This is a genomic window from Helicobacter sp. CLO-3 (genome assembly GCF_001854545.1).
Lineage (GTDB): Bacteria > Campylobacterota > Campylobacteria > Campylobacterales > Helicobacteraceae > Helicobacter_B.
Genome location: NZ_MLQN01000005.1, coordinates 58,113 through 84,926, shown reverse-complemented (window position 1 = coordinate 84,926; position 26,814 = coordinate 58,113). Strand labels below are relative to the sequence as shown.

At 44.0% G+C, this 26,814-nt stretch carries 24 protein-coding genes; 10 read left to right on the top strand and 14 right to left on the bottom strand.

Features of this window, described 5'->3' with window-relative positions:
- Positions 1–395 precede the first annotated feature (395 nt).
- Positions 396–1,310 carry a DMT family transporter gene (locus BKN38_RS02645; RefSeq protein ID WP_066458498.1) on the top strand — a complete coding sequence of 305 codons (915 nt, stop codon included), beginning with the start codon at positions 396–398 and terminating at the stop codon, positions 1,308–1,310.
- A gap of 203 nt (positions 1,311–1,513) precedes the next feature.
- On the opposite strand, the gene BKN38_RS02640 is transcribed toward BKN38_RS02645, so the two are convergent.
- The 5 genes from BKN38_RS02640 to BKN38_RS02620 all read right to left on the bottom strand — a co-directional run bounded on the left by BKN38_RS02640 (position 1,514) and on the right by BKN38_RS02620 (position 5,950).
- A complete protein-coding gene (locus BKN38_RS02640; RefSeq protein WP_066458495.1) occupies positions 1,514–2,443 on the bottom strand; it encodes a hypothetical protein in 930 nt (309 codons plus the stop codon).
- Positions 2,443–3,603, bottom strand: coding sequence for a hypothetical protein (locus BKN38_RS02635; protein WP_066458494.1), 1,161 nt, complete (start codon positions 3,601–3,603; stop codon positions 2,443–2,445). Before BKN38_RS02635 ends, BKN38_RS02640 begins: the two co-directional genes overlap by 1 nt.
- 295 nt (positions 3,604–3,898) lie before the next feature.
- Entirely contained in the window at positions 3,899–4,900 is a 1,002-nt protein-coding gene (locus tag BKN38_RS02630; protein WP_143000185.1) for a hypothetical protein, read from the bottom strand.
- A 472-nt stretch (positions 4,901–5,372) separates the two neighbouring features.
- Positions 5,373–5,600, bottom strand: a complete 228-nt coding sequence (locus BKN38_RS02625) for a hypothetical protein (protein WP_066458488.1) — start codon at positions 5,598–5,600, stop codon at positions 5,373–5,375.
- Positions 5,601–5,758: 158 nt separating this feature from the next.
- Positions 5,759–5,950, bottom strand: coding sequence for a hypothetical protein (locus BKN38_RS02620; protein ID WP_066455180.1), 192 nt, complete (start codon positions 5,948–5,950; stop codon positions 5,759–5,761).
- Between the two features lie 92 nt (positions 5,951–6,042).
- Here BKN38_RS02620 and BKN38_RS02615 point away from each other — a divergent pair, with 92 nt between their 5' ends.
- The 8 genes from BKN38_RS02615 (at position 6,043) to BKN38_RS02580 (ending at position 16,378) form a co-directional block, all read left to right on the top strand.
- Complete coding sequence (locus tag BKN38_RS02615; RefSeq protein ID WP_066455181.1) at positions 6,043–7,578, top strand: efflux RND transporter periplasmic adaptor subunit; 1,536 nt, start codon at positions 6,043–6,045, stop codon at positions 7,576–7,578.
- Positions 7,579–7,587: 9 nt separating this feature from the next.
- A complete protein-coding gene (locus tag BKN38_RS02610; protein WP_066455190.1) occupies positions 7,588–10,731 on the top strand; it encodes an efflux RND transporter permease subunit in 3,144 nt (1,047 codons plus the stop codon).
- 172 nt (positions 10,732–10,903) lie between these two features.
- Positions 10,904–11,944, top strand: coding sequence for an ankyrin repeat domain-containing protein (locus BKN38_RS02605; protein WP_082942513.1), 1,041 nt, complete (start codon positions 10,904–10,906; stop codon positions 11,942–11,944).
- Positions 11,937–12,863 (top strand): radical SAM protein, encoded by a 927-nt coding sequence (locus BKN38_RS02600; protein ID WP_066455192.1) that lies wholly within the window; start codon positions 11,937–11,939, stop codon positions 12,861–12,863. The genes BKN38_RS02605 and BKN38_RS02600 overlap by 8 nt, the downstream gene beginning before the upstream one ends.
- A complete protein-coding gene (locus tag BKN38_RS02595) occupies positions 12,850–14,058 on the top strand; it encodes an AAA family ATPase (protein ID WP_066455194.1) in 1,209 nt (402 codons plus the stop codon). The genes BKN38_RS02600 and BKN38_RS02595 overlap by 14 nt, the downstream gene beginning before the upstream one ends.
- Entirely contained in the window at positions 14,052–14,633 is a 582-nt protein-coding gene (locus BKN38_RS02590) for a uracil phosphoribosyltransferase (RefSeq protein ID WP_066455197.1), read from the top strand. Before BKN38_RS02595 ends, BKN38_RS02590 begins: the two co-directional genes overlap by 7 nt.
- Positions 14,634–14,772: 139 nt before the next feature.
- Complete coding sequence (gene galE, locus BKN38_RS02585; RefSeq protein ID WP_066455199.1) at positions 14,773–15,945, top strand: UDP-glucose 4-epimerase GalE; 1,173 nt, start codon at positions 14,773–14,775, stop codon at positions 15,943–15,945.
- Between the two features lie 79 nt (positions 15,946–16,024).
- The gene (locus BKN38_RS02580; RefSeq protein WP_066455202.1) at positions 16,025–16,378 is read left to right on the top strand and encodes an NAD(P)-binding protein; all 354 of its coding nucleotides are present in this window, start codon (positions 16,025–16,027) and stop codon (positions 16,376–16,378) included.
- Positions 16,379–16,573: 195 nt separating this feature from the next.
- Here BKN38_RS02580 and BKN38_RS02575 read toward each other — a convergent pair whose 3' ends face one another.
- From BKN38_RS02575 to hisB, 8 genes are all read right to left on the bottom strand, one after another.
- Positions 16,574–17,185 carry a YigZ family protein gene (locus BKN38_RS02575; RefSeq protein WP_066455205.1) on the bottom strand — a complete coding sequence of 204 codons (612 nt, stop codon included), beginning with the start codon at positions 17,183–17,185 and terminating at the stop codon, positions 16,574–16,576.
- A gap of 66 nt (positions 17,186–17,251) precedes the next feature.
- Positions 17,252–19,294 carry a menaquinone biosynthesis decarboxylase gene (locus tag BKN38_RS02570; protein ID WP_066455207.1) on the bottom strand — a complete coding sequence of 681 codons (2,043 nt, stop codon included), beginning with the start codon at positions 19,292–19,294 and terminating at the stop codon, positions 17,252–17,254.
- A gap of 296 nt (positions 19,295–19,590) precedes the next feature.
- Entirely contained in the window at positions 19,591–20,448 is an 858-nt protein-coding gene (gene bioD / locus BKN38_RS02560; protein ID WP_070957675.1) for an ATP-dependent dethiobiotin synthetase BioD, read from the bottom strand.
- 71 nt (positions 20,449–20,519) lie between these two features.
- Complete coding sequence (locus tag BKN38_RS02555) at positions 20,520–21,860, bottom strand: hypothetical protein (protein WP_066455214.1); 1,341 nt, start codon at positions 21,858–21,860, stop codon at positions 20,520–20,522.
- A 74-nt stretch (positions 21,861–21,934) separates the two neighbouring features.
- Positions 21,935–22,456, bottom strand: a complete 522-nt coding sequence (gene lptA / locus BKN38_RS02550) for a lipopolysaccharide transport periplasmic protein LptA (RefSeq protein WP_082942514.1) — start codon at positions 22,454–22,456, stop codon at positions 21,935–21,937.
- A complete protein-coding gene (locus BKN38_RS02545; RefSeq protein ID WP_066455220.1) occupies positions 22,453–23,310 on the bottom strand; it encodes a hypothetical protein in 858 nt (285 codons plus the stop codon). The genes lptA and BKN38_RS02545 overlap by 4 nt, the downstream gene beginning before the upstream one ends.
- Positions 23,303–23,809, bottom strand: a complete 507-nt coding sequence (locus tag BKN38_RS02540) for an HAD family hydrolase (protein WP_066455223.1) — start codon at positions 23,807–23,809, stop codon at positions 23,303–23,305. The genes BKN38_RS02545 and BKN38_RS02540 overlap by 8 nt, the downstream gene beginning before the upstream one ends.
- Positions 23,806–24,393, bottom strand: coding sequence for an imidazoleglycerol-phosphate dehydratase HisB (gene hisB, locus BKN38_RS02535; RefSeq protein ID WP_066455226.1), 588 nt, complete (start codon positions 24,391–24,393; stop codon positions 23,806–23,808). Before hisB ends, BKN38_RS02540 begins: the two co-directional genes overlap by 4 nt.
- A gap of 121 nt (positions 24,394–24,514) precedes the next feature.
- Here hisB and BKN38_RS11645 point away from each other — a divergent pair, with 121 nt between their 5' ends.
- Complete coding sequence (locus BKN38_RS11645; RefSeq protein WP_256325516.1) at positions 24,515–24,637, top strand: hypothetical protein; 123 nt, start codon at positions 24,515–24,517, stop codon at positions 24,635–24,637.
- A 50-nt stretch (positions 24,638–24,687) separates the two neighbouring features.
- Here BKN38_RS11645 and BKN38_RS02530 read toward each other — a convergent pair whose 3' ends face one another.
- The gene (locus BKN38_RS02530; protein WP_143000184.1) at positions 24,688–26,739 is read right to left on the bottom strand and encodes a hypothetical protein; all 2,052 of its coding nucleotides are present in this window, start codon (positions 26,737–26,739) and stop codon (positions 24,688–24,690) included.
- Positions 26,740–26,814: the final 75 nt, after the last annotated feature.

The following is a 26,814-nucleotide window of genomic DNA, read 5'->3' as shown; positions in this document are numbered from 1 at the left end:
GCGCGGCACGGTGAAGGGCTGAGGGGGGGAGGGGGGTGCAGGGGGACTAGGGGGCGGTCTTGCCAATTTAAGCCCCCTGTCCCCCTGCGAAAGGAAGGCGACTAAAAGGCTGGGATAAACGCAAAAGTTTGGCGACCAGAAAGCCAGAATCTAAACAGTGCAAAATCTAGCAGATTTTTGGATTCCGCTATAAAATCTAGAATCCAAATAGCGCTTTGTTTTTTTATGGATTACTAAAGAATCTAGTGCTTTGCTTCGGATTTTTACAAATCCTCGCAATGGCGAACAAAATTTCAAATCGCCAAGTTTTGGATTCTAACGCATTTTTAGAATCCAGCATTTTCAGATTCTGTGCCCAACCCAAAGCAGAATCCACATCATCAAAAAGGCGTCATATGCTACCTTTGATTAAGCATAATCTAGGCATTTACTTTATGTTTCTTGCTTGCTTGGAGTTCGCGCTGGTGGGCTTTTGCGCCAAAATCTTGAGCGATGAGGGGCTGCCTAGCATCGAGGTTATGTTTTTCCGCAATGTCATAGGCCTAGCGTTTATGATATACCTGCTTTCGCGCATGAAAACGCACAAAGAAGGCGGGCATTTTTGGCTGCTTGTTTTTCGCGGTGTTGTTGGCACGATTTCGCTTTATCTTTTCTTTTACAATATCTCTCACATCTCGCTTGGCGGGGCGTTTGTGTTTCAAAAAACTTCGCCTATTTTTATCACGCTCATCGCGTTTTTTGTGTTTAAAGAAAGCATCGGATTCAAAGGCTGGCTTGGCGTTTTGGTGGCGTTTTGTGGCGTGCTTTTGATATCACAGCCCTGGGCTGCACCAGAGCTTCACACCGGGCTAGATCTCAAAAACTCGCTTTTAGGCGTGGTTAGCGGGTTTTTCGCGGCACTCGCGCTAACAAGCGTGCGCCAGCTCCGCAAATACTATGCCACCGAGCAAGTGGCGTTTTCTTTTATTTTTATAGGCACGATTATGCCGCTATTTTCGATGATTATCGGGCAGTTTTACGCGCCAAAAGCGCTTGATTTTTTCATCGCACCCTTTGTGATGCCAAGCCTCAAGGCGTGGTTTTTTATCCTGCTTATGGGCGCGGTTGGCACGATATATCAGATACACATCACCAAAAGCTATGGCGTGGCGAAAAAGGCTGGCATCGTCGCTGGCATCAGCTATCTTGATGTGGTGTTTTCGATGCTTTTGGGGCTGGCTCTGGGCGATAAATTCCCAAGCCCCATGGTATGCGCTGGCATCGTGGCGATAATACTTGGCGGCATTATTTTGGTGTATCGAAAGGCGTAGATTTCGGGGTTTTGGCTAGAATCTAAAATTATGATAAAACCATCGCAAAACTTCGCTTTTATATTTTTTTGATTTGCCTATACTTGCCCGCACTTGCAAAGCATCCAAGCACGACTTAGATTTGATTTTTAGATTTTGGGATTCTGCTTTTTGTGACATTTGGCAATCGCCAAAATCACGCAATATAAGCCCTCAAATTATCGCTAAACGCCTAGCTGAAATTTAATAACACTAAGAGCAAGGCTAGCTAGAGATGCAATGAGCGCTATTGTGCTAAAAACTATGGGTAGTTTGTTTGAGGCACTAGACGCTATTTGACCTGTTTGGCTAGAGAGCGCATTTATAGATTTTTCTAGTTCGGCGATTTTATTACGCTTGTTGTCTAGCTGCTCTTGAATCTTTTGTTTTTCTTCTTTGAGTTGTTCTATACTCTTAGATTGTTCTTTGTCCAAAGCGTGCTTTTTGTCAAGTTGTTTTTGTATCTCGCGCTTTTCTTCTTTGAGCTGCTCGATATTTCTTGACTGCTCTTTGTCTAGAGCTTGTTTTTCATCCAGCTGCTTTTGGATTCTTTGTTTTTCTTTTTCTAGCTGCTCGATATCTTTGATATTTTCTTGTATTTGTTGTGACTGCTTTGCATCTAAAGTATCTTTTTCATCAAGTCGATTTTCTATGAAATTTATGGCTTCCTCACTCCTCTCGCAGCTTTCGGCTGTCTCAAGAGCAAATTTAGCTATTTCTGCGGCTTTTCCATTCAAAACAACGATTTCGCCATTGGTATTTTTAATGCCATCGCTAATCATTTTTTTTAAAATATCGCTTATTTTGTAACTTCTATCGTATCTGCTTTTAACCAACCGAATAACATGTTGTTGAATTGTTGCTATATCAAATATAGCTTCGTTCTGGAGTTTGTCCACTTCGATACACTTATTAACTTTTGCATTAATTCTGAAAACACCAAGTTCACTTGCCTCTTCGTTTTTGTCAGTAGCATCTTGCAATTTTGTTTTAATGTCATTTACTTTTAATAGTGCTTGTGCAAGAAATTCCTCTGGGTCACTATTATCGTCATAACGAAATATGTCTTTTGCCCCTATCCGTATCGTTTCTGCGCTTGTTTTGCTTGGTAGCATCACTGTCTCCTTTGTTTAAAGTTGCGTATTCTTTGCATTGTTTTATCAAGTTCTTGCCTTGAGTTTTTTGCCACCGCTTCGCTTTCTTTTATTTCTGCAGATGCACATTGCAGTTCTCTATGCATCTGTATATCCATTTTATTTGTGGATTCTATCGCATCATGAAGCACAAGCCATGTTTGGGCGATTTTATATACCATTTTTTTGCTACTCTGCCCCATCATCTCTACTTGCAGATTTGCGATTTTGCCTTCGCTTCGCATTTTATCTATACAATAAATAGCAACAGCCGCAAGTAATCCGCCAGCAAGACTAGTAAGCATGACAGAAATATGACTAGAAACAGGGATAAATACAGGAAAAGAAGTTTGGATAAACTTATCTATAACTCCAGATGACACCAAAAGCGTAGTGCCAGCAAATCCAGTAATGATTATGCCTAATGCCTTGCGATACACTTCATCTTTTGGCATATTTTCTGGCGGACTTATTATAACTTTTATAGCTCTATATAGATAGGACAATGCAGAATGGATTATTTTCGCTATATTTTGCAAGGTGCTTGCAAAAATATTTATCACAAAAGTTGCCATGCTGGATAAAAATATTAGCATTGCATCTTCTCCAGAGCCAGCAATCGTGTCTTTCCATTTAGACTTTAGGTTATCTATTATGATGCTTATCCTTTTTCTAAAATCACGAAAAATTTCTTTTAGCGTTTTGTCGCCTTTATTTTGAAAAATATTTTTAAGCTCTTCGAATAGTCCTGAAACAAATTCTCTAGCTATATCGCCCGCTATAGAATATAAAGCAACATTTGCGGCATGTTCGGCGCTTATGATGGCGCTGTCTTTATATGAGTTTGGTGTGCGATTGCCAAATCCTGTATCTGCGGCATCGCTTCCTAGCCCAAATGGTCCAGCAATAGAGTCAAGCGCATGTTTTTGGCAAATCTCTAAAAGATTTTTGGCTTGTTCTTTTGGCATTTGGGATTCTAGCTCTTCCATTTCTTTTATCGCTTTTTCCAAGCCCGCATCGATATCTATACGCAACGCCTCTTTTTTGGATAGCACCTCTAGCTCCACTTCTACTTTGTCAAAGTTGGCATTTGACAAATCTATGTGACATGCGTCTTTTTCTATGTATTCTATTTGCTGCATTTATTTCCTTGAAAAATTTTAGTGAATATATCAAAAATAATATTGCGCCAAAAAAACGCGCGCATTTTATAATATTTTTTCTTTTTGTTTTTTTAATCTTGCCAAGATTTTGAATGTGAAAAACATATCAGAATTTATTGCAATGATGTGTCAAATGTCAAACTTTCAAAATGCAAGCAAAATCCAACATGCAAAATCCGCGAGAATCCGCGCAGAATTTACGCAGCTAGATTCTGCCCCACATTTTTTATATCTCGCCCTATATCTATATCTCACCCTGTATCAAACTCACGCCCTATATCTCACACCCTATATCAAATCTCGCGCCCAAGCTTAGCGTGTCTTCTTTGGTGGTTGGCATCGCCGCTTCTATCGCGCTTTCATAGCTGCTATCTGACATAGCGGAGGCTTTGAGATTGCTTTGGCTGGCATACACGCGCGCTTTTGGCATATTGTTATAATCAGTGAAGCTTAGGTTTGTCACCACACATTTGGTATGCAGGATTTTGCCATATTCTTTTGCCACACCATAGGCTTTTGCGAGCAAGTCATCGCGCATAGATTGCGTGTAGGAGCGCGACTGCTCGGGCGTGATGATGGGCGTGATTTTTGGCAAAAACACTTGCAGATACTCATCATCCGCCACCAAAGTCCGCACGCCATTTATCAGCTTTTCATACGCGGCTTTTTGGTCTTGTCTAAACTCGCAGCTGATGTTTTGTGAGACTTCATAGCCGCTTACGCGCTCGGTGATGACTTCGCTGCCTACGCGTTTGCTTATGGTATAGACGGAGGGGGCGAAGCTGTATGCGCCATCGCTGCAGATTTCTTGGGGTTTGGCGCTGGAATCTGGGCTGGATTTTGCGCTGGAATCCGCGCCTGCTTTTGCGCCAGAATCCGAGCTAGATTCTGCTTTGGATTCTGCGACTAGCTTGTTTATGGCGTTTAGTTTGGCGAGGATTTTGTCTTGGTTTTCGGCACTTAGCGTTTTTATGGATTTGAGGCGCTCGGTGGATGCTATGCGGATGTCGGCGCTGAAGGTGTCTGGCGTGATTTTGCGCTCGGTGCTTAGCTCTTGGTTTATCCTAAGCATATTGGCGTCTGTTTTGCTAGAAAACTGCGTGCCTAGATATATGCCGCTTAGGAAAAACACCAAAAATACAGCGAGTGCGAGCCACACGCCTTTTGGCGTGGCTTGTATGGAGCAGGCTTTTTTGGCGGATTCTGGGGTGTGGCTGGGGTTTGCGCCGGAGTTTGTGTGTGTGCTTTGGCTTGAGTTTGTGTTTGCGTGTGGCATGATGCGCTCCTTTTTCAAAAATATTTTGGGATTATAGCTTAGAATGCGTTTAGATTCTAGTTTGGCGCGGTGTAGATTTTTGGCTGGCGCGGTGTGGCATTGGCGCGCAAAAATTACTAAGGCTTGCGATAAAATGGTGCAGAATCTGGATTGTTTTAAGGTAGTAAATACGCAAGATTTCAAAATATGCAAGAATTTAGTGTATAATAACGCGCCCCAATCGCAAGAGAGGGGCGCAAAATTCCAAAAAAGGCGGTGTGCCAAAAGGTAGCGTGAGAGAAAAGGCGCAACCAACGCCTTAAGTTCGCATTATATCTAAATTTCAGACTTTTTGGGTTTAAAATTCGGGTAAATGTGAAAGCTTAAGGCTTAGGGGCTTTTGCCCCGCCTTTTTGGGATTGATTGGCTGCCAAAAGCTATCGTCTAAACTATCGCCTAGAATCCAAAATCATACAATCGCATCAGCCAAGTATCATAAATCCCCTAGTTCGTCGATATGCTTTGAGATGACTTTCGATAGTCGCAATGCCACAAAAGCCAAAATTATCATAATAATACAAGATGCGACAATCAGCCACATTGTAACCTCGCCATAATTAAACGCGCACCAGCCAGCAATCGCGAATATCGTGGCGGTTATAATGTTACGCCAAAATTTTAAAAACGATATGGTTTCTTTTTTCGCATCTATTTTACTCATGGTTGAAATTATACCTAATAATTTCAGACTTTTTAGGCTGAAAATTGCAAATTTACCAAATTACAGCCTGCCAAATTTATAATTTCCAGATTCTGCCAAAATAGGCTAAAATACGCGCTTTGACAAGATACTTGTATATACAAGTATTTAAGAAAATATTAAATATTTTGTGCTATACTTCTGCCCTTATTTTGGCTTCCTTTTGGTGTGGCAGGCGCGGCAGGCGCAACAGCAGCAGGCGCGATAAATGCGATAGATAAATGATGCCATGATGCGACGATGCAGTGATGCAGCGCGATTGCCAACACCAGCACACAAAAGCCCAAAATAAGCCAAACCAAAGAACCCAAACCATAGCCAAATCTAGATTCCAGAATCCAATTTCAAGGCTTTTAAGATTTTGCTTACAACCAAACATTTACCGATTCAAAAGGAGAAATTTATGAAAAATTTGAAAAATACTTTCTCATCACCGCGCTCGCTTTCACTGCCACTTTTGGCGGCTTTTTCAGCGCTTTTTGGTGCTGGCGTTATTTTTAGCGGTTGTGATGACAAAGCCGCCCAAGAAGCGCAGAAAATGGCGATGCCAGTAGCTATGCAAACCCTGCAAGCCAAAACCATAGCTGTAGATTTTGAGTATCCAGCGCGCTTGCGCTCGCCCCAGAGTGTCGAGATTTACGCGCGCGTGGAAGGCATCCTGCTATCCAAAAACTTCAAAGAAGGTGACATCGTAAATAAAGGCGACAAACTTTTCAAAATCGACCCCACCACCTATCAAAACCAAGTCAATATCGCGCGCGCGCAATACCAAAGCGCGCAGGCAAACCTCACGCGTGCTACGCGCGACTGGAAGCGCGTGGAGGGGCTGTATAAGCAAGGCGTGGTGACGATAGATAGCTATGATACTTCAAGGTATAACTACGAAGCAGCACTCGCCACACTTGCCAACACCAAAGCCACGCTTGATGATGCGCTCGTGAATCTAGGCTATACTGATGTAAATGCCAGCATCACCGGGCGCACGAGCATGCGTCAATATGATGTCGGGAATCTAGTGGGGCGCGGCAATAATAATGTGCTGACAACCATCACGCAGCTTACGCCCATTTATGCGGAGTTTGCGATACCTAGCTCGGATTTTTACTATATCAGGGATTTGAGCGGTGAAAATATCGAAGTCGAGCTGATACTTGGCAATGGCTTGCCTTATGAGAAAGTCGGCAAGCTTGATTTCATCGACAGCGTGCTAGATTCCCAGACGCTTTCTGTCAAAGCGCGCGCGATATTTAACAATGATGAGTATAAACTCCTGCCAAATGAGCTTGTGCGCGTGAATATCAAAGGGCTAGAGGATAAAAACGCCATCGCCATCCCACAAACCGCGCTTATGCAAGACAAAGAAGGAAGCTTCGTCTATGTGGCAAAAGATGGCAAGGCAGTGCAAGTGCGCGTCATCATCGGCAAAGCGCTAAAAACCGCAGAGACAATCATCGCTAGCGGGCTAAAAAGCGGCGATGTGCTAATCACTTCAAACCTAAGCAAAATCCGCCCGGGCGTAGATGTGGTGAAACTGCAAACAGATTCTGCGAAGGCGGATTCTGCAAAAGTAGATTCTGTGGATAAGGTGAGCGCAGATAAAGCTAGTGAAAAGGCAAGCGACAAAGCAAATGATAAAACAGGCGCGCCAAATAAACCCAATGACAAAGCAGAATCTAGCACCAGCCAAAGCCAAACACAAAACCCAGCGCAAAATAAAAACCAAGAAAAAAGCCGAGCGAGTTTAGATTCTAGTCGAGCAAGTTTAGATTCTAGTTTGCATGCTAGTCTTTATGCAGAATCTAGCGCGAGTTTGGCAGAATCTAAAAATCTAGAATCCAGCGCCCTAGATTCTGCCTCCGCAAACTCCACCAAAGAATCCACCAACTACCAGCAAGAAGCCAGCCACGCACAAGATGCCACATCTGCGCCAAGCGCATAAGGGGCTAGCATGATTTCCAAATTTTTCATAAATCGCCCCGTTTTTGCGATGGTTATCTCCATCATCATTACCATTGTCGGCGCGATTTCTATTTTCACCCTTCCCATAGAAGAATACCCGCAAGTCACGCCTGTAGAGGTATCTGTCAGCGCGACTTATAGTGGCGCGGACGCAGAGACGATAGCCAACACCGTGGCAAATGTGCTAGAAAATAGCATAAATGGCGTGGAAGGGATGATTTATATCAAATCCACTTCAAGCTCCAGTGGCAGCGTCAATATAAGCGTATATTTTAGCAATGACACCGACCCAGACATGGCAACGGTCAATGTCAATAACCGCGTGCAATCCGCCCTAAGCCAGCTACCCCAAGAAGTGCAGCGGCTAGGCGTAAATGTCCGCAAAAGAAGCTCGACCATCCTTGCTGTGTATTCGATGTATTCGGACAATCCAAACCATGACGCCACTTTCATCGCAAACTATACTTCGATAAATATCATCGATGATTTGAAGCGGATTCCGGGTGTGGGCGATGTGTCATCGTTTGGCTCGCGCGATTATTCGATGCGTGTGTGGCTAGATCTTGACAAACTCTCGCAAAACAACCTAAGCCCTTCAGAAATCGCGCAAGTCATACAAGAGCAAAACGCGCAGTTTGCAGTAGGAAATTTCGGGCAAGAGCCAGTGCGCAAAGAGATAGCTTTTACTTACTCGGCGACGACGCAAGGGCGCTTTGTCAAGCCTGAAGAGTTTGGCAATATCATCATCCGCTCAAATTCTGATGGCTCGGCACTGCGCCTAAAAGATGTCGCTAGGATAGAGCTAGGGGGCGCGGATTATAGTGTAAATGCGCTTTTTAATGGCAAAACCGCGTCTAACTTTGGGATTTTCTTACAGCCCGGCGGAAACGCGCTAGATGTGTCAAAAGCGGTTGAAAAGAAAATGAATGAGCTAAGCGCGAAATTCCCTGAAGGTTTGCATTTTGCCAAAGCGTATGACCCTACAGAGTTCATCTCTATCTCTGTAAAAGAAGTGCTAAAGACATTTATAGAAGCTATCGTGCTGGTGATTATCATCATCTACTTTTTCTTGCAAAACTTCCGCGCTACGATTATCCCAGTCATCGCCATCCCGGTGTCTATCATCGGCGCGTTTGGCGGTATGTATCTGCTAGGATTCTCGATAAATCTGCTTACGCTTTTTGGGCTTATCCTAGCGATTGGTATCGTCGTGGATGATGCGATTATCGTCATTGAAAATGTCGAGCGCATCATGCATGAAGAGAAGCTAGGCGTCAAAGATGCCACGATAAAGGCGATGAGCGAGATACAAAGCCCGCTTATTGCTATTGTGCTGGTGCTTAGCTCGGTGTTTATCCCAGTGGCGTTTATCGGGGGTTTTAGCGGGGAGATTTACAAGCAGTTTGCTGTGACTATCGTTATCTCGGTGGTGATTTCTGGATTTGTGGCACTTACACTTACACCGGCACTTTGTGTGTCTATACTCAAAGCAAAAGAGCCAAAGCCATTTTATCTTGTGAGGAAGTTTAATGAAGTGTTTGACTGGCTAAGTCATCATTTCACCGAAAATGTCGGCAACTCGATGCGGCGCGGCGCGTTTTATCTGATGTTTTTTGCTGCGATTTTGCTAGCGACTTGGGGGCTGTTTATGAAGCTACCTACCGGGCTTGTGCCAGATGAGGACAAAGGCTCGCTTATGGCATTTATCCAGCTGCCGCCTGCTAGCGCGCTTTCTCGCACGACAGCAGAAGGTATGCGCGCGCTAGAGATTTTGCAAAACAACCCAAATGTAAAATCCGCCTCGCTCATCGCTGGCTATGATATGCAATCCTCCGCCGCGCGCACCAATAGCGCGGTGATTTTCATCAAGCTAAAAGATTGGAGCGAGCGCAAAGGCGAGGCAAATAGCTCTTTTAGCGTGGCAAAACAGCTCATGGGCGAGCTAAATATGAAGCTTGATGCGCTTAGCTTTGTCATAAATCCCCCAGCGATTATGGGGCTTTCACTCACTGGCGGCTTTGAAGCATATCTGCAAGATCGCACCGGCGGCAGCATCCAAGACTTAGAAAAATACGCAAACTTGCTAGTATCAGAGATAAACAAGCGCGATGAGATCACCGCCGCGCGCACGCTTTTGAGCGCGAATATCCCGCAATACCGCATCACACTTGATAGAGAAAAAGCCAAAGCCATGGGCGTAAATGTGAATGATGTATTTACCACGATGCAAAGCACTTTTGGCAACTATTATGCAAATGACTTTAACCTCTATGGGCGCACTTACAAAGTCTATGTGCAATCAGAATCTAAATTTCGCGAGTCGCCAGAAGATTTGAGCCAAGCTTTTGTGAAGTCTTCCAGCGGCAGTCTGATACCTATAAGCTCGCTCGTGCAGTTTAAGCGCGTGGTGGGGCTAGATGTGCTAGATAGGTTCAACCTCTTTGTCGGGGCGAAAATCGTCGGGAATCCGGATTCTGGCTATTCTAGCGGCGATGCGCTAAATGCACTAGAAGAAGTGGCAAATGAAGTGCTGCCAGAGGGCTACACGATAGCATATACTGGGACTTCTTACCAAGAGAAAAATGCGAGTGGCACGGGCGCGCTGGCGTTTGCCTTTGGGCTTATTTTTGTGTTTCTCATCCTAAGTGCACAGTATGAGCGCTGGCTGATGCCGCTAGCGGTGCTTACAGCGGTGCCTTTTGCGGTGTTTGGCGCGGCACTTGCGATTTATCTGCGCGGGCTTAGCGAGGATATTTATTTTGAAGTGGGGCTTTTGACGCTTATCGCGCTTTCTGCCAAAAACGCGATTTTGATAGTCGAGTTTGCCACACATATCCGCGAAAATGAAGGCAAAAGTATCGCCGCAGCGGCGAAAGAAGCAGCAAGGCTTAGATTCCGCCCCATCGTCATGACTTCGCTAGCATTTAGCATTGGCGTGCTGCCTTTGGCACTTAGCAGCGGTGCGGGCGCGGCGAGCAGGCATGCTATCGGCACAGGCGTCATCGGCGGTATGCTTGCGGCGACTTTTATCGCGACTTTCTTTATCCCGCTATTTTGGAGCTATTTCGCGCGCCTTGGCGAGTGGATTTCTAGCAAACGCAAACACAATAGCAGCAGCACCTATGGCGGCTAGGGGGGTTAGGGGCCTTGCTAGCACCCCTTTGGCTTGTGCTACCAAAATCTTGATTATCTTTAGACATTGCGCTAAAATCCGATGCTTGAAATATTGGCACACTAGATGAAATAGGAGTTTGCGCAATGGCCAGCGGTCAATCAGGGCATTGATATATAATCAGGGGATAAATATGCAAAAATATAAAGACAAGCAAGATAATACGAAATCAATCAAAGAAACCACCCCTTGCATAGTAGTTGACACTTCCGCTTTGCTTAAATCTTTTAATATGATACTTGATATCACAAAAAATCAAAAACTTATTTTGCTGGTTCCACAAGTCGTCATAAAAGAGCTCGATAGATTTAAAGATAACAAAACACATAAAGAAAATAGAAATGCACATAAAATTATCCAAAACATCAACGATTCCAAACTAAAAACCATACAGACAAGCATTGAGGGAGGAAATAATGATGATTATATAATACAATGCGCTAAAGAACAACAGAAAAATTATGATGAAGTTTTTATTATTAGCGAAGATAAAACTTTTAAACTTAAATACAAAAATACATTAAAAATCAATGAATTTATAGAAAAATTTAAAACATATCAAGAAAATATTCCAGATAAAATTACGCAAGAATTTTTTCAGCTTCTATATCAAAAGAACTTCAAAGAAGCATATAAAATTCTACCAAAAATTAAAATCAATGCTTACAATAGTGAAGGATTTACTCCGCTTATATTAGCCATTAGTGCTAATAAGATTCCAATTATTAAAGATATAATAAATTTAAAAGCCGATATTCACAAATTTGATATGTCACATTTAAAAATGGCTCCATTAGCACATGCCATACAAAAAGATAATATAGAACTTATCAATTTTTTGATTGAAAACGGAGCAAAACCATATATTTGTAGCAAAGGCAAAAATAAGGGAAATACTCCATTTTTAATGGCTTGCTGGGATAATAGAAAAAATGCAATTGAAATTCTAGAAATTTTAATTAAACATGGAATCTCTATTAACCAAATTGATGGCAATGGATATACAGGCTTAATCAAGGCTTCGATAAAAGGACATGTAAAAATTGTTAAGTGGTTATTAGAGCATAGAGCGGATACAAAAATTCGAGATTTTAATTCAAAAAGCGCACTCGACCATGCAATAGAAAATAATCACAAAGAAATTGAAAAATTATTAAAGGAACATGATGCTTGATAAATGCTGCATATCGATTAATGCTAGATGCAATATTGCATGTAAATATTGTCATTTCTATGAAAATGAATCATTGGATATGCCGCATATACAAGCACTAAATGATAAAAAATTATACAAGATTCTAAAAAATATTTTATGCTATACACAAGAAAATAAACTTACAAAATTTACTATAGGTTTTGCAGGTGGTGGCGAACCATTGCTAGATTGGAATATGCTATCATCTGTGTTAGATTCTATAAAAAAAGAAGATAGCAGGGGAGCTTTATTTTTTTATCTTATCACAAATGGAATCTTGCTTAATAAAATATTAGCAGAGTATAAAAAGCATAGTCAATATCTTAGAATTGTTGTTTCGCTTGATGGTGATGAAAAAACGCATAATACTAATAGAATCTATAAAAACAAACAAGGCACACATAGCATTATTATGCAAAACATTAATCATTATAAAGAACTTTTTTCAGCAATGCCAGCAGTTAATATGAGTATTGGAAGAAATAGTCTTAAAAACAAGCAAAGAATCCTAGATTTTTTATGTGAAAATGGATTTAAAGAACTTGCATTTACGCGGCTTTTTCATTGTGAAAATAAACAAGAAGAAATTACGCAATCAGAATTTATGGAATTTGTGCAGTTTTTTGGCAATTTTGATTTTGTGATTCGAAATTTGGAATCAATCAAAAGCAATAAAATTGATTGTATTATGTATGGCAATAAATGCGGAGTTGGCTACAACAATATTTTTTATTTTGATGATAAAATCTATCCTTGTATGAGATTCGTTGATGAAGTAGCGGATAAAAAATACATTCTTGGAGATTATGATTTGGATTTAAAAAGCATCAATAAAAATATGCAAAAACTTATAAGATTAGATTTTTCATGCAAGGAATGCTATTATGAAAAATGCTAAAATTGTTATTTGCGGAATTAGCTCGACTGGAAAAACAACGCTTCTAAAAGCTTTAGAGCAAATGCCTAATTTTAATATTATAGAAGGTTCAAAAACGCTTTGCAAAATTGCAAATCTAGCTGATTCTAGCAGGCTAAAAGAATCAAGTGAGAATCAAAGAAATCAACTTGGGGATAAATTTTTAGATATTCTTGAATCAAAAAATGAAAATATTATTTTTGTTGATGGACATTATAGTTTTTATAATCCACAAAATCAAAGCTTTGAAATTGCAATGAATGATAGAGATTTTAGAATCTATGATATTGTCTTATTTTTAGAAACAGATATTAAGCTTATCCAAAAAAGATTACAGGATAGAGGAAAAGAGTGGAATATTAAAGATTTGCAAACTTGGCATAATTTTGAGCTAGAATCTTGCAAGAAAAAAGCAGAGGAGCATAGCAAGATTTTTAGTGTTATTAGCTCTGAAAATATAGAAATTGAGGCTAAATATCTAGCTAGCTTTATTAATACTATTTTATATAATCCAGAGCTTTTGGAGCCAAAATGTATTTTTGATAATTTTCTTCAAACATACAAGCTTCCTAAAAATAAAAAGATAATCTTGGTTGATTGTGATGGAACACTAAGCAATCAAGATGCGGTAAAACAATTTTATAAAGTCAAGGAAGTGGAAAATTATAAAATTCCTAATGCTTTTTTGAATCATAGATTCTACGGATTATACCAATTTTTTAAACTAACACAAAAAAGATTAGAACTTGATGAACATATGTTTAACAACGCTTGTAAAATAGCGGCAAGTCACATAAGGCTCAATAATAATCTTATCCAAGCCCTGCTAGATACAAATTATAATGTTATAGCCATTAGTGCGGGTATACGCAAAATTTGGGATATAGTCTTTAAACAACATAATTTAGATTTTTTTCTTGTAGCAAATAATAGAATTACAACAATTGCTCAAGATACAAAAGCATATTTTGCAAAAGAACTTGTTAAAAGAGGATATGAAGTAGTTGCTATTGGAGATGGAATTGTTGATTCTGGAATGCTAGAAAATGCCAACAAGGCGATTTTAATCAAAAATAATAAAACACAAAAAATTCTACAAAATATAAAAAAGATAGAGCATGTACATATTATCGATTCTGATATAGACAAGAAAACAATAAGGGGGTTTTTGTGCTAATAGAATTAAAAAGCAAATATCCACTAGAAAATCTTATTAGCGATTCTAGAATTAAGGATACAAGCCCACTAGAACTTTCACAAATTCATATTAAATTTGGAATGTTTTTGGGGCTAGAAATTTTAGGCATACAAGAAAAAAGAAAAGTTAAAAAAGCTGCTTCGCAAAATGGAGAGCAACAAGAGTTTGTTTATTATAATGATAGCAATTTTGCTATCATTGGAATCTTGCGTGCAGGATTATATATTGCTGAAGGAATAAGGCAAATTTTTCCAAATGCTGCTTTTTATCCTATAAAAGAAGTTGGAGATTTAGATTCTGAATCTATAAAAAATATAAAAACCAAAAGGCTTATTATTGCAGATTCTGTTATCAATACTGGGAAATCGATAAAAGATTTTTTAGCAAAAACACAAGCGCAGCAGATTTATATTGCTACAAATGTTATTTATAAACCCACTATTGATAGTATTATAAATAATTGCGATGGTTTATTTACTATTAGAATTTCCGAAAATTCTTATAAAGGAATAGGTTCAAATGATACAGGAAATAGATTTTTTGGTATAACTTAGCTTTTGGCGCTACTTTAGCAAGCATCCACTCAAGCCTACTAAATCTTGATTGTTTTTGGACATTGTGCTAAAATCCGCTGCTTTGAAATATTGACGCACTAGATAGCAGAGATAAAATCCGCGCTAAAATGGAGAATCTATGAAAAAAGTTTTGGTAACAGGTGGGGCGGGATACATCGGCTCGCATGCAAACGCGATGCTAAATGCGCTTGGCATCCCCACTATCGTGCTAGATAATCTCATCTATGGGCATAAAGAGGCGCTGGATTTTGCGATGCGCCCGCTAGATGAGATACAAAAATATGCTAGCGATTTTAGCAGCGATTTGGGCGCGTTTATCTCGCTATCAAAGCCATTTAGCGCGCAAGTTTGCCCCAAAAATGCCAACTCCGCTCCAGAATCTAGTCACGCAAATCACGCAAATCGCGCAAGCCACACAAGCCACGCAAAACTCACTACCTTTATCCAAGCTGATTTATGCGACAAAGATGCCTTGCGCGAGATTTTTAAAAAGCACGATATAGATTCTGTCCTGCATTTTGCGGCGTTTGCGTATGTGGGCGAGTCTGTCGAAAATCCGCAAAAATACTACCGCAACAATGTCGCAAACACGCTAAACCTGCTCGAAGTGATGAATGAATTTGGCGTGAAAAACATCATCTTTAGCTCCACCTGCGCCACCTATGGCAACCCGCAAAGCCTCCCCATCGCAGAATCCCACCCGCAAAACCCCATAAACCCCTATGGCAGCTCAAAACTCATGGTAGAAACCATGCTAAAAGACTTTAGCATTGCCTATGGGCTAAAATATGTCATCTTGCGCTATTTCAACGCAGCGGGCGCTAGCGTGATATTTGACCTCGGCGAGTCGCACAACCCAGAAACACACCTCATCCCGCTTATCTTGCAAACCGCGCTAGGACAGCGCGAGCGCTTCAGCGTGTATGGCGATGACTACGACACAAAAGATGGCTCTTGCATCCGCGACTACATCCACATCGATGACTTGGCAGCCGCGCACATACTAGCGCTTAGCTACTTGCAAAATGGCGGCGAGAGCGATGTTTTCAACCTCGGCGGTGGCGGGGTGGAAAGCAGGGGCTACTCGGTATTTGAAGTGCTCGCTGCCACTGAAAAAATACTAGGCAGGAAAATCCCGCACGACATCGCCCCTCGCCGCGCTGGCGATCCGGCGATGCTTATCGGCGATGGCGCTAAGGCAAAGCGTGTGCTTGGCTGGAATCCGCGCTTTTACACGATAGAAACCATCCTAAAAAGCGCGCTTTTTTGGTTTGAAAATAAAAGGTATTAGCACAAGATTCTAGTATCAAAGTGGCAAAATCGGACAAAATCAAGCGACAACAAAAATAAAAATACAAAGGAAGCGAAAAATGAGTAAAAAAGTGCTAATAATAGGCGCAGGACCAGCAGGGCTAAGTGCCGCTAGAATCCTAAGTAGCAGCGGCTATGAAGTAGAGATTTTTGAAGAAGCGGATTCTGTGGGAGGCATGAGCAAAAGTTTCAAACTTTTTGACCAAATCGTAGATATCGGACCTCATCGATTTTTTAGCAAAGATGCGCGACTAAACGACTTTTGGCTATCGCATACTAACAAGCACAAGCTACCTATATATCCGCGTGATGAGTTTAGAGACCTCTATTTATTGGCAGAAATGGCAGCTTCAAATACAACAACCAAGACCATAGCATCCTCATGGGACTCGCATGCGCGGATAAAATCATAGGGTGCGAAACAAATCGCACAAAATGGGTGATTTTTAGTAATGTTGTAGTTTTTTGCAAGGCTTTGGAAGTTTGTGCAAATTCCAAAATAGATAAAACCATCATTACGAGGAGTAAAGCGACGAAACAAAGCCTCTGGCTTCTTTAGTAATGACAGAAACTTTTAGATTCTACAATCGGTTAAAATTTGCAAATCATCATTTAGCCAAAACTTCAAAGCAGCCGTTGAAATGCTCGTTTAGATGTTTGAGAAGTGCGTCTAGCTGGTGTTTTTCGCCTCTTATGTGAAGCGCTACTTTGTCATTCAAAAACTCCTTCTCGCACGCAAGTCCCATAGCATTTATCTGGTATTGCAAGGCGTTTAGATGCGAATAGGCGACGCAGAGGCTCAAAGATTCTAGCTTGACATAGGGGCGGATGAGGGCGGCATCTTTGGCAGATTTTAGCGCTTCTTGCGTGGCTTTGGTGTAGGCGCGCACGAGCCCGCCCACACCCAGCAGCGTGCCACCAAAATACCTCACCACAATCGCGCCGCACGACACCAGCTCCTCTCCGCGCAAGACATTTAGCACCGGCACGCCAGAGCTGCCCTTGGGCTCGCCATCATCGCTGCTGCGCTCCACTATCTGCCCTAGCTCATTTATCTCGCGATAGGCATAGACAAAATGCACGGCTTTTTGGTGTGCGAGCTTGAGGTTTTCCAAAAATGCGTGGAATTCTTGCACGCTCGCGAAGAGGAGCAAAAAGCATAAAAAGCGCGAGCCTTTGGCTTCAAACTCGCCTTTTGCGCTGGATTCTAGGGTTTTCATTTTGTGGCTTGGGCTTGTGGTTGGCATTTGCGATTAGCGCGGGCTGGCATGGCTAAACTTTAGATTCTAGTCGCGCACGCCTGCGCCTGCTTTTTCTATCGAAATATTTTCTTGCGCCTTATTTTGTGTGCTTGGCGAGCCGCAGATATGAAACTTTCGCAAAACTTCCGGCGACACCTCAAAGCCTTTGGATATGAGTGCGTCTATCACGCTTGGCTCGCAATCCGTCTCAAGCGGCCACTCTCTTGGGTGCGCGGGGCTTGTCTGCTTGTCGCACGCATCGATGAAAACCTGCTCGCCGATGATTTTCACATCGCGCTTGGCATCGATGTTATTGACGATGCGCCACACGAGCATGTAGGGGTTGTCTAGGTCGTTTTTGTGCGCGTCGATGAAAATAGCGATTTTCAAGCTAGAATCTAAATCGGCTAGGTTTTTGGCAAAGGCTAGCGGCAAGGCGGATTCTGAAATTTTAGATTCTGTGCTGGATTTTGAGAATCTGGATTCTGCAATATTAGATTCTGCGCGCGTAGTTTTTGCAGAATCCGCGCCAAAATCCAAAGCGCCAGAATCCACACTAGAATCCGCCTCCGCTATTTTCGCTATTTCTGCTTTTTCCACGCCGATTATCGCGATTTTTGGCGCGTTTGCGCTATCTGCTCCATATTGGCGCACGATTTTTACGCCCTTCATCCTAGCAACCAAAAGCGCGCAAAGCTCCTCATCACTAAGCGGCTTCACACCCAAAGGCTTCTCTAGCACAGCACTCACATCTAGCCCGAGTTTCCCGCCATACGCATAGCTTGGGCTTGCGTGATCTAGCGCATCGCATATCCCCTCACTTAGCATTATGCGACTTGTGGCAAATCGCTCCAGCACATACGCCAAAACCTTGGGATAATCCGTAAGTGCTGGCGCATCCTCGCCCAAAAATATCGCATGTTTCACAAAGCTCATCTGCCCCACACCCCAAAACGCATGCATTATCTGCTTGGCGTGCCCCGGGTATTGTGGCGCGATTTTGGCAAGGATTAGGTTGTGAAACACGCCATTTTCTGGCATATTATAATCCACCAAGCCATGCGCAGTGGTTTGCAGCATCGGCAAAAATGCGCGCTCGGTAAGATAGCCCATGTATTTATCCTCTATCGGCGGCTTACCCACCACGGAGGCGTGATATATGGGCGCGCGCTTGTGCGTGATAGCGCTCACCTCTAGCACAGGATAAGGCTCGATAGGCGTGTAAAATCCAGTATGATCGCCAAATGGCCCTTCATCGCGCAGATTCTCCACATCCACAAACCCCTCTATCACAAAATCACAATCAGCCGGCACGCTAAGCTCATTGCTAAGGCATTTCACCACCTCCACGCGCCGGCGCTTGATAAGCCCATAGAGCATAAGCTCATACGCGCCATGCGGTAGCGGTGCTTGCGCGCACCAAGTGTAGAGCGGATCGCCGCCGATGCCGATGCTTACAGGCATTTTGCGCCCTGCTTTTTTGTATTCGTGGAAAAAGTGCGCAGAATCCTTATGTATCTGCCAATGCAAGCCTAGCTCATTTTTGCTATGCACTTGCAAGCGATAGAGCCCTAGATTTTTGCGCTTGCCATCGATGCTTTGCGTATAGACTTGCCCCATAGTGATAAATGGCGCGCCATCATGCTTCCAAGTCGTAAGGATAGGCAGCGAGTAGAGACCCACATTTTCGCCTAGCATTCGCACTTCTTGCGCGCTGGCACGCTTCACTAGCTTTGGCAAGCAGAATCTAAGCACGCTATATCGGCGCAGTGTCGCAAATATCGCTTTTAGCCCTTTAGGAGGTGCTAGATTTAGCAGGGCTTTTATCTCTGCGGCGATAGATTCTGCGCTTTTGCCAGCCAGCAGCTCCATGCGCGCAAACGAGCCAAACACATTCATAATGATAGGCGTGCTATGCGCCCTGCCGCCCCTAGAATCCAGCGGGCGCGTGAAAAGTAGCGCCTTGCCGCCATTTGGCTTTTTGCTCTCAAGATACGCAAGATGCGGAATCTCTAGGTATATGTCTAGTGGCGTGTCGATTGTTTCTAGTTCGTCGTGCTGCTTTAGTAGCTCTATGGTGCGCTGCATGCGTTGTCCTTATGGTTTTGGGTTTTTGGGTTTTGGTTTGGTTTGGCTTTTGGGCTTTGCCTTGCTTATTTTTTTGGTTTGCTTTTGTGTTTGTTTATTTTGCGCTTATTTTGTGGCGGATTCTAGCATTTTGGGCTTGAAAGAGCACTTAGGATTTTGGCGCGCTAATTTTTTGGCGTGTAGATTCTGGCGTGCTGGATTCTGACGCGCGAGAATCTAGCGAGCCAGAATCCTAATGCGCGAGAATCTAGCGAGCCAGAATCCTAATGCGCGAGAATCTAGCTTGGGGGGGCGCGCTAGAGATTATCCATAATCGCTTGCATTTCTTGTTTTAAAGATGCGGATTTTTCTTTGAAATTTGTTTCATCAAAGCATTCTAAATGCACGATTGGGATGTGAGGATGTCGCGATGTCAAAAATGCATCGATAGATTCTGCGATGGTTTGGCGCGCATATTTTGGTGTATTTGGTGTATTTGGTGTATTTGGTGTATTTGGTGTGGTTTTGGGTGTGGATTCTAGCGTATTTTTTGGCGCGCGCCCAGAATCTAAAAAATCTCCAGAATCCGCAGATTTCGCAAAGTCCTTAGAATCCAAAGAATCACTAGAATCTACAAAACCCGCAGAATCACTAGAATCCAAAGAATCTTGCAAAAGACTAAAAACATCGCTAGATTCTCCATCAAGCCCCTTTATCATAGCGATGCAGAGTATCGGCAGCCCCGCCTCGCGCATGGCATTGACGCTTAGCAAAATATGGTTGATACAGCCCAGATAATACCGCCCCACCAGCACCACCGCGCGCGGATTCTTGCGCATAAAATCAATCATGCAAATCCTATCATCAAGCGGCGTATAAAGCCCGCCAGCTAGCTCGATAGCTAGATTTTTGGCATTTGGCAGGGCGATTTCTAGCCCGCTGTATGCGCGATTTTCGATCATTTTAGCGATATGTGGCGAGGCTGGTGTGCGTAGCGACACGCCCTCTTTATGCACTGGCACGCCTTTGGCAAAGCGCGCCACTGCGCTAGAATCTGTTTGCGCGCCGGCTTGGATAAGCTTAAAATAATCATACGCAAAAGCATGGCAAAATGCCGCGCTGAAGTGCGTTTTGCCCGCATCAGTGTGGATTCCAGCGATATAGATTTGCGCCATTTTTGCCCCTCTTTAATTCTTTTTGCCCTTTTTTAGCCTATTTTGAAACCCTGCTCTAATTCGCAAAACCCCTAAAAAAGCCTTTTTGCCTGCCAAAGCTTGCTAGGATCGATGCTTATGGTTAGCATTTGCTGAAGCGCTGTTAGGGGGGGGGCTCCTCTAGGCGAGTAAGCCAGCAGCGACAAACGCGCTTTCAAAAAGCTATTTTGCCACTCATAATACGCACACAGGCGGTTAAACCCGCTCGCGCGATAAAACGGCAGCCCATCATAAAAGCCCTCGCCATACTCGCTAAAATACCGCATCTGCCCCTTGCCAAAATAATAGCTCTCCTCTATGCCAAAGCCCTTGTATTGCAGCTTTAGCGAGGCTTGCGCGCCTATGCCATGATAAAAATCGCCTAAGCCGCTAAGCCTCCTCTTGCGCTCGCTTAGCCCAAGCATCTCCACACTCGCCTCCGCGCGCTCTAGCCATGGCACATACGCGCTCATATCGCTGCCTAGCTTTAGCTCATAGTGGATTTTATCCATGAGATTGGTATCTATTAGCCCTTCAGGTGTGAGCGCACCATCGCGCCCTAGAATCTCTTCGTTTTTGAAATGATACATAAGCCCGCTAGCCTGCGCGAAAAACGCCCCCTTAGCGACATTTAGCCGCGTGTTGGCAAGGATGAAAAACTCATCAAATCGCTTGGCAAGATTCCCGCCAAACCAGTCAAACACCAGCTCGCCAGACGCACTCACGCGCGCATTTTCGCCGGTTTTAAACTGCAGGGCTAAGCCATTGGTGTTTGGCGCATAGTATAAAAAATCCTCGCGAAAAAAGCTAAGCGGGTATTTGCCTATCCACATTTTGCGCGGGAAAATCCCAAAAATACCGCGCGTGCGCCTGCCCTCATAGGCATAATACGCGCTGATGTTTGCTTTGCTAGGAAAGCGCGCGAAGCCCATATCTTGGATAGTGTAGCCGCCAAACATAAGCGTGTGGCCAGAATCCTCGCCAGCGATGGAGAGCCCTATCTCTGGGGCTAGGCGGATGGCATAGAGCGTGCGCGTATCCCAAAGGCTGCCGCTTCCCTCAAGATTATCCAAGAAAAAGTCAAAGCCTAGGCGCGTCTGCAGATATATAGGGAGCGTGGATTTTGGGGTAGAATCTGGGGCTAGATTTGGTGTAGAATCTTGGACTAAGATTTTGGCGGATTCTTGTGCTGGTGCAAAATCTAAGGCTAAGGTTTTGGCAGAATCTGGCGCTGGCGCAGAATCTAAGGCTCGCGCGGATTCTGGCGATTTTGTAGCCTGTGTGGATTCTGGCGCAAAGCGTTGTGCTGTGGTTTGCGTAGATTCTAGCGCATCCGCCCACAATGCGCCAATCATCGCAAACAACGCGCAAAAAGCAATAAACTTTTTTGACATTTTCACCCTCTTATATTTTCTACAAAGCCAAACATTTCACAAAACACAAAGCCTTGCCAGCTTTATCCACAGCTCTATTTTTTGTTGTCCTTATCCTCTTGCATATCATTGAGATCGATTATCACGCGCACGGGCGCGCGTTTGTCGCTTTCGACATTGGCATAGCCATTTTCGTTATTGAGTATGATGCGCTCGCCTTTTAGGAAGTTTGGCTTGCCGACTTCTTGCACTTGCGCGTTACCTATGAGCTGGTATTCGTTTTCAAGTATGAGATAGATTAGCGTATTGCTTTTGCCGCGCAGCTCCCTGCCATCCTCGGTAAAAAGGATAAAATCCACCTTGCCTATCGCCTCAAACTTCAGCGGCTTGCGGTTTTTATCCATATAGATATTGACTTTATCCGCATTTAGCACATCTTTTTCTTTCACCATATGCACGCTGCCTTCAGCCGTGGTGATGCCCTTGCGCTCATCGCTAGAGACTTTTTGCGCCTCTATGTGAAGCTCTTCAGCATTTAGCTGCGCCACAAACGCGCAAGAAGCTAGAAAAGATACTATCGCCGCCGCGCCCAAACGCCTTATTTTTAGATATTTCATTGCTCGCCTTTAGTGTTGGTGTTTTGCAAATCTATGCGCGCTTTTACCGCCTCTGCTTTCATGGTTTGGAGGCGCTGGTTGTAGGTGAGATTCTGCCCTTCAGAGCTGCCCTCTATCGAAGTCGCCAAAAAATCGCCATTGCCATAAAAAACGCCATTTGGCATATCATATCGCGCGCGCTTGCTCCAGAAGCTCTCCCCGCTCTCTTTGGCATACACGCCGCCTTTGTCAAAAAAATACATATCATTGACGCGGCGGATTTCTTCGCCATAGATGTATTCTACGAGGGGTTTTGCTTTGCTTTTGGTGTCTTTGGATTCTTGGATGATGCTTAGTATCGTCTCATAGCTTATCTCATATTCTGCAAAGCGCAGCGCTTTTTGCCCCTGCACGCGCGAGGAGATGAGAGAATCTGTCGCGTTGTAAATATCAAAATCATACAGCTCCATAAGTGGCATTTGCGCGCGCTTGGAAAGTATCGCCTCGGTATCGATAGCAAAGATTTTCATCAACAAAAAAATCCCCGCAAGCAGTAGCCCAAAAAACCAATGCACTATATATGAAGGCGCAAAAATCGTGCGCGTATTTGGCAGCACATAAAAGCGGAGGAGAATCCGAGCCCTGCGCCAAAGCGCGTGTCTGGTGATGGTTTGGGCGAGGCTGTTTTGCGTGAGATTTTGCGTGAGGCTTGGTTTTGAATTTGGCGCGGGATTTGCGCGGGTGGATTCTGGTGCTAGATTCTGCGCGGCGTTTGATTTTTGCGCTGGATTTTGCGCGGAATTTGCGCGGCTAGATTCTGATGCAAGGCTAGATTCTAGATTCTGCGTGCTTTTTTGGCTTTTTTTGTTACTCATAAAACGACAAAAACTCCCTCGATTCATCCTCATTGCGACTTACGATAAAATCTATCATCCCCCTCACAGCGCCCTCACCGCCGGCTTTTTCTAGGATGATGTCGGCTTTTTGCTTGATGTAGCTATTGGCATTACTTGGGGCAAATCTAAGCCCACACTCCCTAAACATCCCCAAATCATTCAAATCATCGCCGATGCACGCCACCTCTTCTTTGGTGAGCCCTAGCCCAGAGATGATGTTGCGCGCGATGTTTGACTTGTCGCCAACGCCCATAAACACGCGCGTGATGCCTAGCTCGCTGGCGCGTTTTGCCACGCTTTTGGATTCTCGCCCAGAGATGATAGCGACCTCTCGACCCATTTTTAGCCACGCCACGATTCCCAAGCCATCGTGGATATGGAAGCTTTTGGATTCCAAAATCCCCTCGCTAGACTCCACAAACGCTAGCTTGCCATCTGTGAGCGTGCCATCGACATCGATGAGAAGTAGCTTTATCATAGGCATCCTTTTGTGCTTGGCATTTGGATTCTAGGGTTTTTGGTGAGTGCGCGGCGCAGCGCTAGTGCGAAAGCTTTAAACGCGGCTTCAGTGATATGATGCAGATTTTTCCCGCGCTTTGCCACTATATGCACGCTTAGATTCGCATTAAACACCACCGCGCGAAACCACTCCTCGACAAGTTCCACATCAAACGCACCGATTTTCCCCGTGTATTCTTTCTCGCAAGCACTCATATCAAACACCAAAAATGCGCGATTGCTGATATCCAAATCACACTCCACGCAAGCCTCATCCATCACCACCGCGCCATTGCCGAAGCGCTCACAGCCATGTGGCGGGTATATCTCGCGCGCCAAAAGCGAGCCGATGACTATCCCGCTGTCCTCCACGCTATGATGACTATCCACCTGCAAATCGCCCTTGCAAGAGAGATTTAAATCAAAAAGCGCGTGCTTGGCAAACGCCTCTAGCATGTGGTCAAAAAATCCCACGCCTGTGCTTATCTCGCTAGCCCCGCTGCCATAGATTTCTAGGCTAGCGCTTATTTGCGTCTCTTTGGTGTCTCGTTTTAGTTCGTTCATCTTGCCTCCTTGTGATGCTTGGTGCGTGGCTTTTAGATTCTGGTGTTTTTGGATTTGCGCGCGTTTGGATTCTGCTTGACATAAATATTTGGCATAAATATTTGTATGCTTAAAATCACGCGTGATTATAGCAGATGTTTTTCAAATTTTAGCGCCAAGCCAGAATCTGCCTAAAAATCCGCTTGAGAATCTGCCCGAGAATCTAGCTAGATTCTGGCATTTTAGATTCTCGCGCGCAACCTAGAATCTAAACACGCCAGAATCCAAACAAAACCAAAACAACGCCAAACGCGCCTAAAAATTCATCCCAAAGCTGCCATTCACGCCGATAAAATGCACCACGCCAAACACGCCCCTGCGATATGATATATCCGCACTCACAAACATCCCGCCGCGTATGTATGACTGCACGCCAAGCCTCGCGCCAATCTTTGTCTGATACACTTTGTCAGAAAAATCTATCGCCACCTCATCGCTCGTGCCCGCTGCTTTGATATTGGCAATCGAGCGCGTGTTAAACATAGGCTGCTCCACCGCCACATCCGCCACGATGAGCGCGTGTTTTAGCATATATTTTGCCTCTATGCCTGCTAGCGCGTCGCCCCATAGGCTAGAAAAGCTTGGCGCATTTAGCCCCAGCGCATTTCCCCAAGCGCTGTCATAATGATAGCTAAAGCCTACGCCAAGCGATGGGCGCACCTGCATTTTGCCATATTTCAAGCGATAGCCTATGCTTGATTTTAGCCTGCCTGCATAGAAGTTTGATTTGTTTTGTGATGAAAGCGTGGTGCCTAGATTGCTTAGGCTGTCATTATAAGCGATGTTGCCAAACGCCACTTCACCGCCGATATCCACCTCCACCCTGCCAAATGCCAAACGATCGATGAGTGAGAGCCTGCCTATATGCGCCCTAGAGTCGCGCTGATAAAAGCTCGTATCCTTGCTACTAGCGCTTGTGTAGGCGTAGTCTGCTTGGGCGTATAGGGTGTTGTTGTATTTGATGAAGTTGCCATACACGCTAGCGCCCGCCAGCCCGCCGCCTAGCCCCATAGCCTCGCTTCCTAGCACCGCGCCGCCGATAGCGCGCACGCCCATGCCGCTATGCGTGAGTGCGCTGCCTTGTTGCGCGCTAAGCAAATCTATGAGGATAAAAGGCGTCAGCACTTGCGCGCGCACTTGCGATGCCGACTCATCAAGTGCTGCGGATATGGTGCTAGCAGTCGCAGCGGTGTAGATATCTGGGAGCGCTTGGCTTATGGAGGTTAGCATGGTGCGCTGGTTGTGCGCTAGGGTGCTTTGGAAGTTATTTACCCTGCCCTGATTTAGCTCGATTTTTATCGAGCCGCTGTTTTGTGTGGCATCAGTGAAGCTGCCATCAGCGGTTTTTATGGTAAAAGTCTGGTTTGCGCCGCTAAGCGTGCCTTGTATCAGCTGAAAATCGCCAACCTTCGCACCTGTGGTATCCACTACGATGCTGCCATTATTTGTCACATAGCCCTTTATCTGCCCCATGTTGCCACTAGAATCCGCGCCAAAGCTTATCGTGCCGCCTGCTTGATTCTGGAGTGTTGGCGTTTCTAGCGTGCCGCCATTTATAGAAATTTGTGCTCCAGATTTGTTTTCTACGCCGCCTTGCGCGTCTAGCGTGCCGCCATTTATGATGATTTGCGAGCTTATGTTGTTGGTGTTGGTGTGGTTTTCGCTGGTTATTTTGCCAGTGATTATCATACTGCCGCTATTGTTGATTATCGCGCCAGCACCGCAATAATCTGCTGTGCATGTGGGATATCTTGTAAGTCCGCCATTGCTTACATTTCCCACAATACTAACTTTTCCACCATTATTTATTATCGAAGCAGTGGATGATTTGTATCCATATCCTGTGCTTTCTTGCCCCGATAGCAACAAAGTTCCGCCACCACCATTGACATCTATACTTAGACTACTTCCACTATTTACCACGATATCGCCATAAATAGATGCACTATTTAGCTGAAGCGTCATTAATGATGAATTGGATAGATTTATGTCTGCATAGCTTGTAAAAGACCTTGAGGTATAGGTGAATTGACTATTATTTAAATCAATTAGCGAGTTTGAATAGGCAGTAAATGTGCCTGTATTTTGCGTTTTTGGAGCAAAAGAAAAAGATGAATTATTGAATCTCCAAGTAGAATTGCCATCCATAATCACGCCATCAAAGCCATCTACAATAAGCCCAGTGTTTGGGTTTAAATTCATACTATTAATATAAAATACCACATTGCTACTTTGCGGAGGAGTGCTAGGAGTTGGCGTGACAAGCGATATGGTAAGCGCCGCCCTCGTGCTACTAGAATTTGACAATGTAAAGGAGCTAAGACGCCTTTGCTCTGGATTAAAGACGCATTGCAACCAAGTGCAGTATGCGTGTGCTTGTTG

What these genes read in the sequence shown, in the direction of transcription:
- BKN38_RS02645 (WP_066458498.1), top strand. Translation starts at nt 396, where the DNA reads ATGCTACCTTTGATTAAGCATAATCTAGGCATTTACTTTATGTTTCTT.
- BKN38_RS02640 (WP_066458495.1), bottom strand. Translation starts at nt 2,443, where the DNA reads ATGCTACCAAGCAAAACAAGCGCAGAAACGATACGGATAGGGGCAAAA.
- BKN38_RS02635 (WP_066458494.1), bottom strand. Translation starts at nt 3,603, where the DNA reads ATGCAGCAAATAGAATACATAGAAAAAGACGCATGTCACATAGATTTG.
- BKN38_RS02630 (WP_143000185.1), bottom strand. Translation starts at nt 4,900, where the DNA reads ATGCCACACGCAAACACAAACTCAAGCCAAAGCACACACACAAACTCC.
- BKN38_RS02625 (WP_066458488.1), bottom strand. Translation starts at nt 5,600, where the DNA reads ATGAGTAAAATAGATGCGAAAAAAGAAACCATATCGTTTTTAAAATTT.
- BKN38_RS02615 (WP_066455181.1), top strand. Translation starts at nt 6,043, where the DNA reads ATGAAAAATTTGAAAAATACTTTCTCATCACCGCGCTCGCTTTCACTG.
- BKN38_RS02610 (WP_066455190.1), top strand. Translation starts at nt 7,588, where the DNA reads ATGATTTCCAAATTTTTCATAAATCGCCCCGTTTTTGCGATGGTTATC.
- BKN38_RS02605 (WP_082942513.1), top strand. Translation starts at nt 10,904, where the DNA reads ATGCAAAAATATAAAGACAAGCAAGATAATACGAAATCAATCAAAGAA.
- BKN38_RS02600 (WP_066455192.1), top strand. Translation starts at nt 11,937, where the DNA reads ATGCTTGATAAATGCTGCATATCGATTAATGCTAGATGCAATATTGCA.
- BKN38_RS02595 (WP_066455194.1), top strand. Translation starts at nt 12,850, where the DNA reads ATGAAAAATGCTAAAATTGTTATTTGCGGAATTAGCTCGACTGGAAAA.
- galE (WP_066455199.1), top strand. Translation starts at nt 14,773, where the DNA reads ATGAAAAAAGTTTTGGTAACAGGTGGGGCGGGATACATCGGCTCGCAT.
- BKN38_RS02580 (WP_066455202.1), top strand. Translation starts at nt 16,025, where the DNA reads ATGAGTAAAAAAGTGCTAATAATAGGCGCAGGACCAGCAGGGCTAAGT.
- BKN38_RS02575 (WP_066455205.1), bottom strand. Translation starts at nt 17,185, where the DNA reads ATGAAAACCCTAGAATCCAGCGCAAAAGGCGAGTTTGAAGCCAAAGGC.
- BKN38_RS02570 (WP_066455207.1), bottom strand. Translation starts at nt 19,294, where the DNA reads ATGCAGCGCACCATAGAGCTACTAAAGCAGCACGACGAACTAGAAACA.
- bioD (WP_070957675.1), bottom strand. Translation starts at nt 20,448, where the DNA reads ATGGCGCAAATCTATATCGCTGGAATCCACACTGATGCGGGCAAAACG.
- BKN38_RS02555 (WP_066455214.1), bottom strand. Translation starts at nt 21,860, where the DNA reads ATGTCAAAAAAGTTTATTGCTTTTTGCGCGTTGTTTGCGATGATTGGC.
- lptA (WP_082942514.1), bottom strand. Translation starts at nt 22,456, where the DNA reads ATGAAATATCTAAAAATAAGGCGTTTGGGCGCGGCGGCGATAGTATCT.
- BKN38_RS02545 (WP_066455220.1), bottom strand. Translation starts at nt 23,310, where the DNA reads ATGAGTAACAAAAAAAGCCAAAAAAGCACGCAGAATCTAGAATCTAGC.
- BKN38_RS02540 (WP_066455223.1), bottom strand. Translation starts at nt 23,809, where the DNA reads ATGATAAAGCTACTTCTCATCGATGTCGATGGCACGCTCACAGATGGC.
- hisB (WP_066455226.1), bottom strand. Translation starts at nt 24,393, where the DNA reads ATGAACGAACTAAAACGAGACACCAAAGAGACGCAAATAAGCGCTAGC.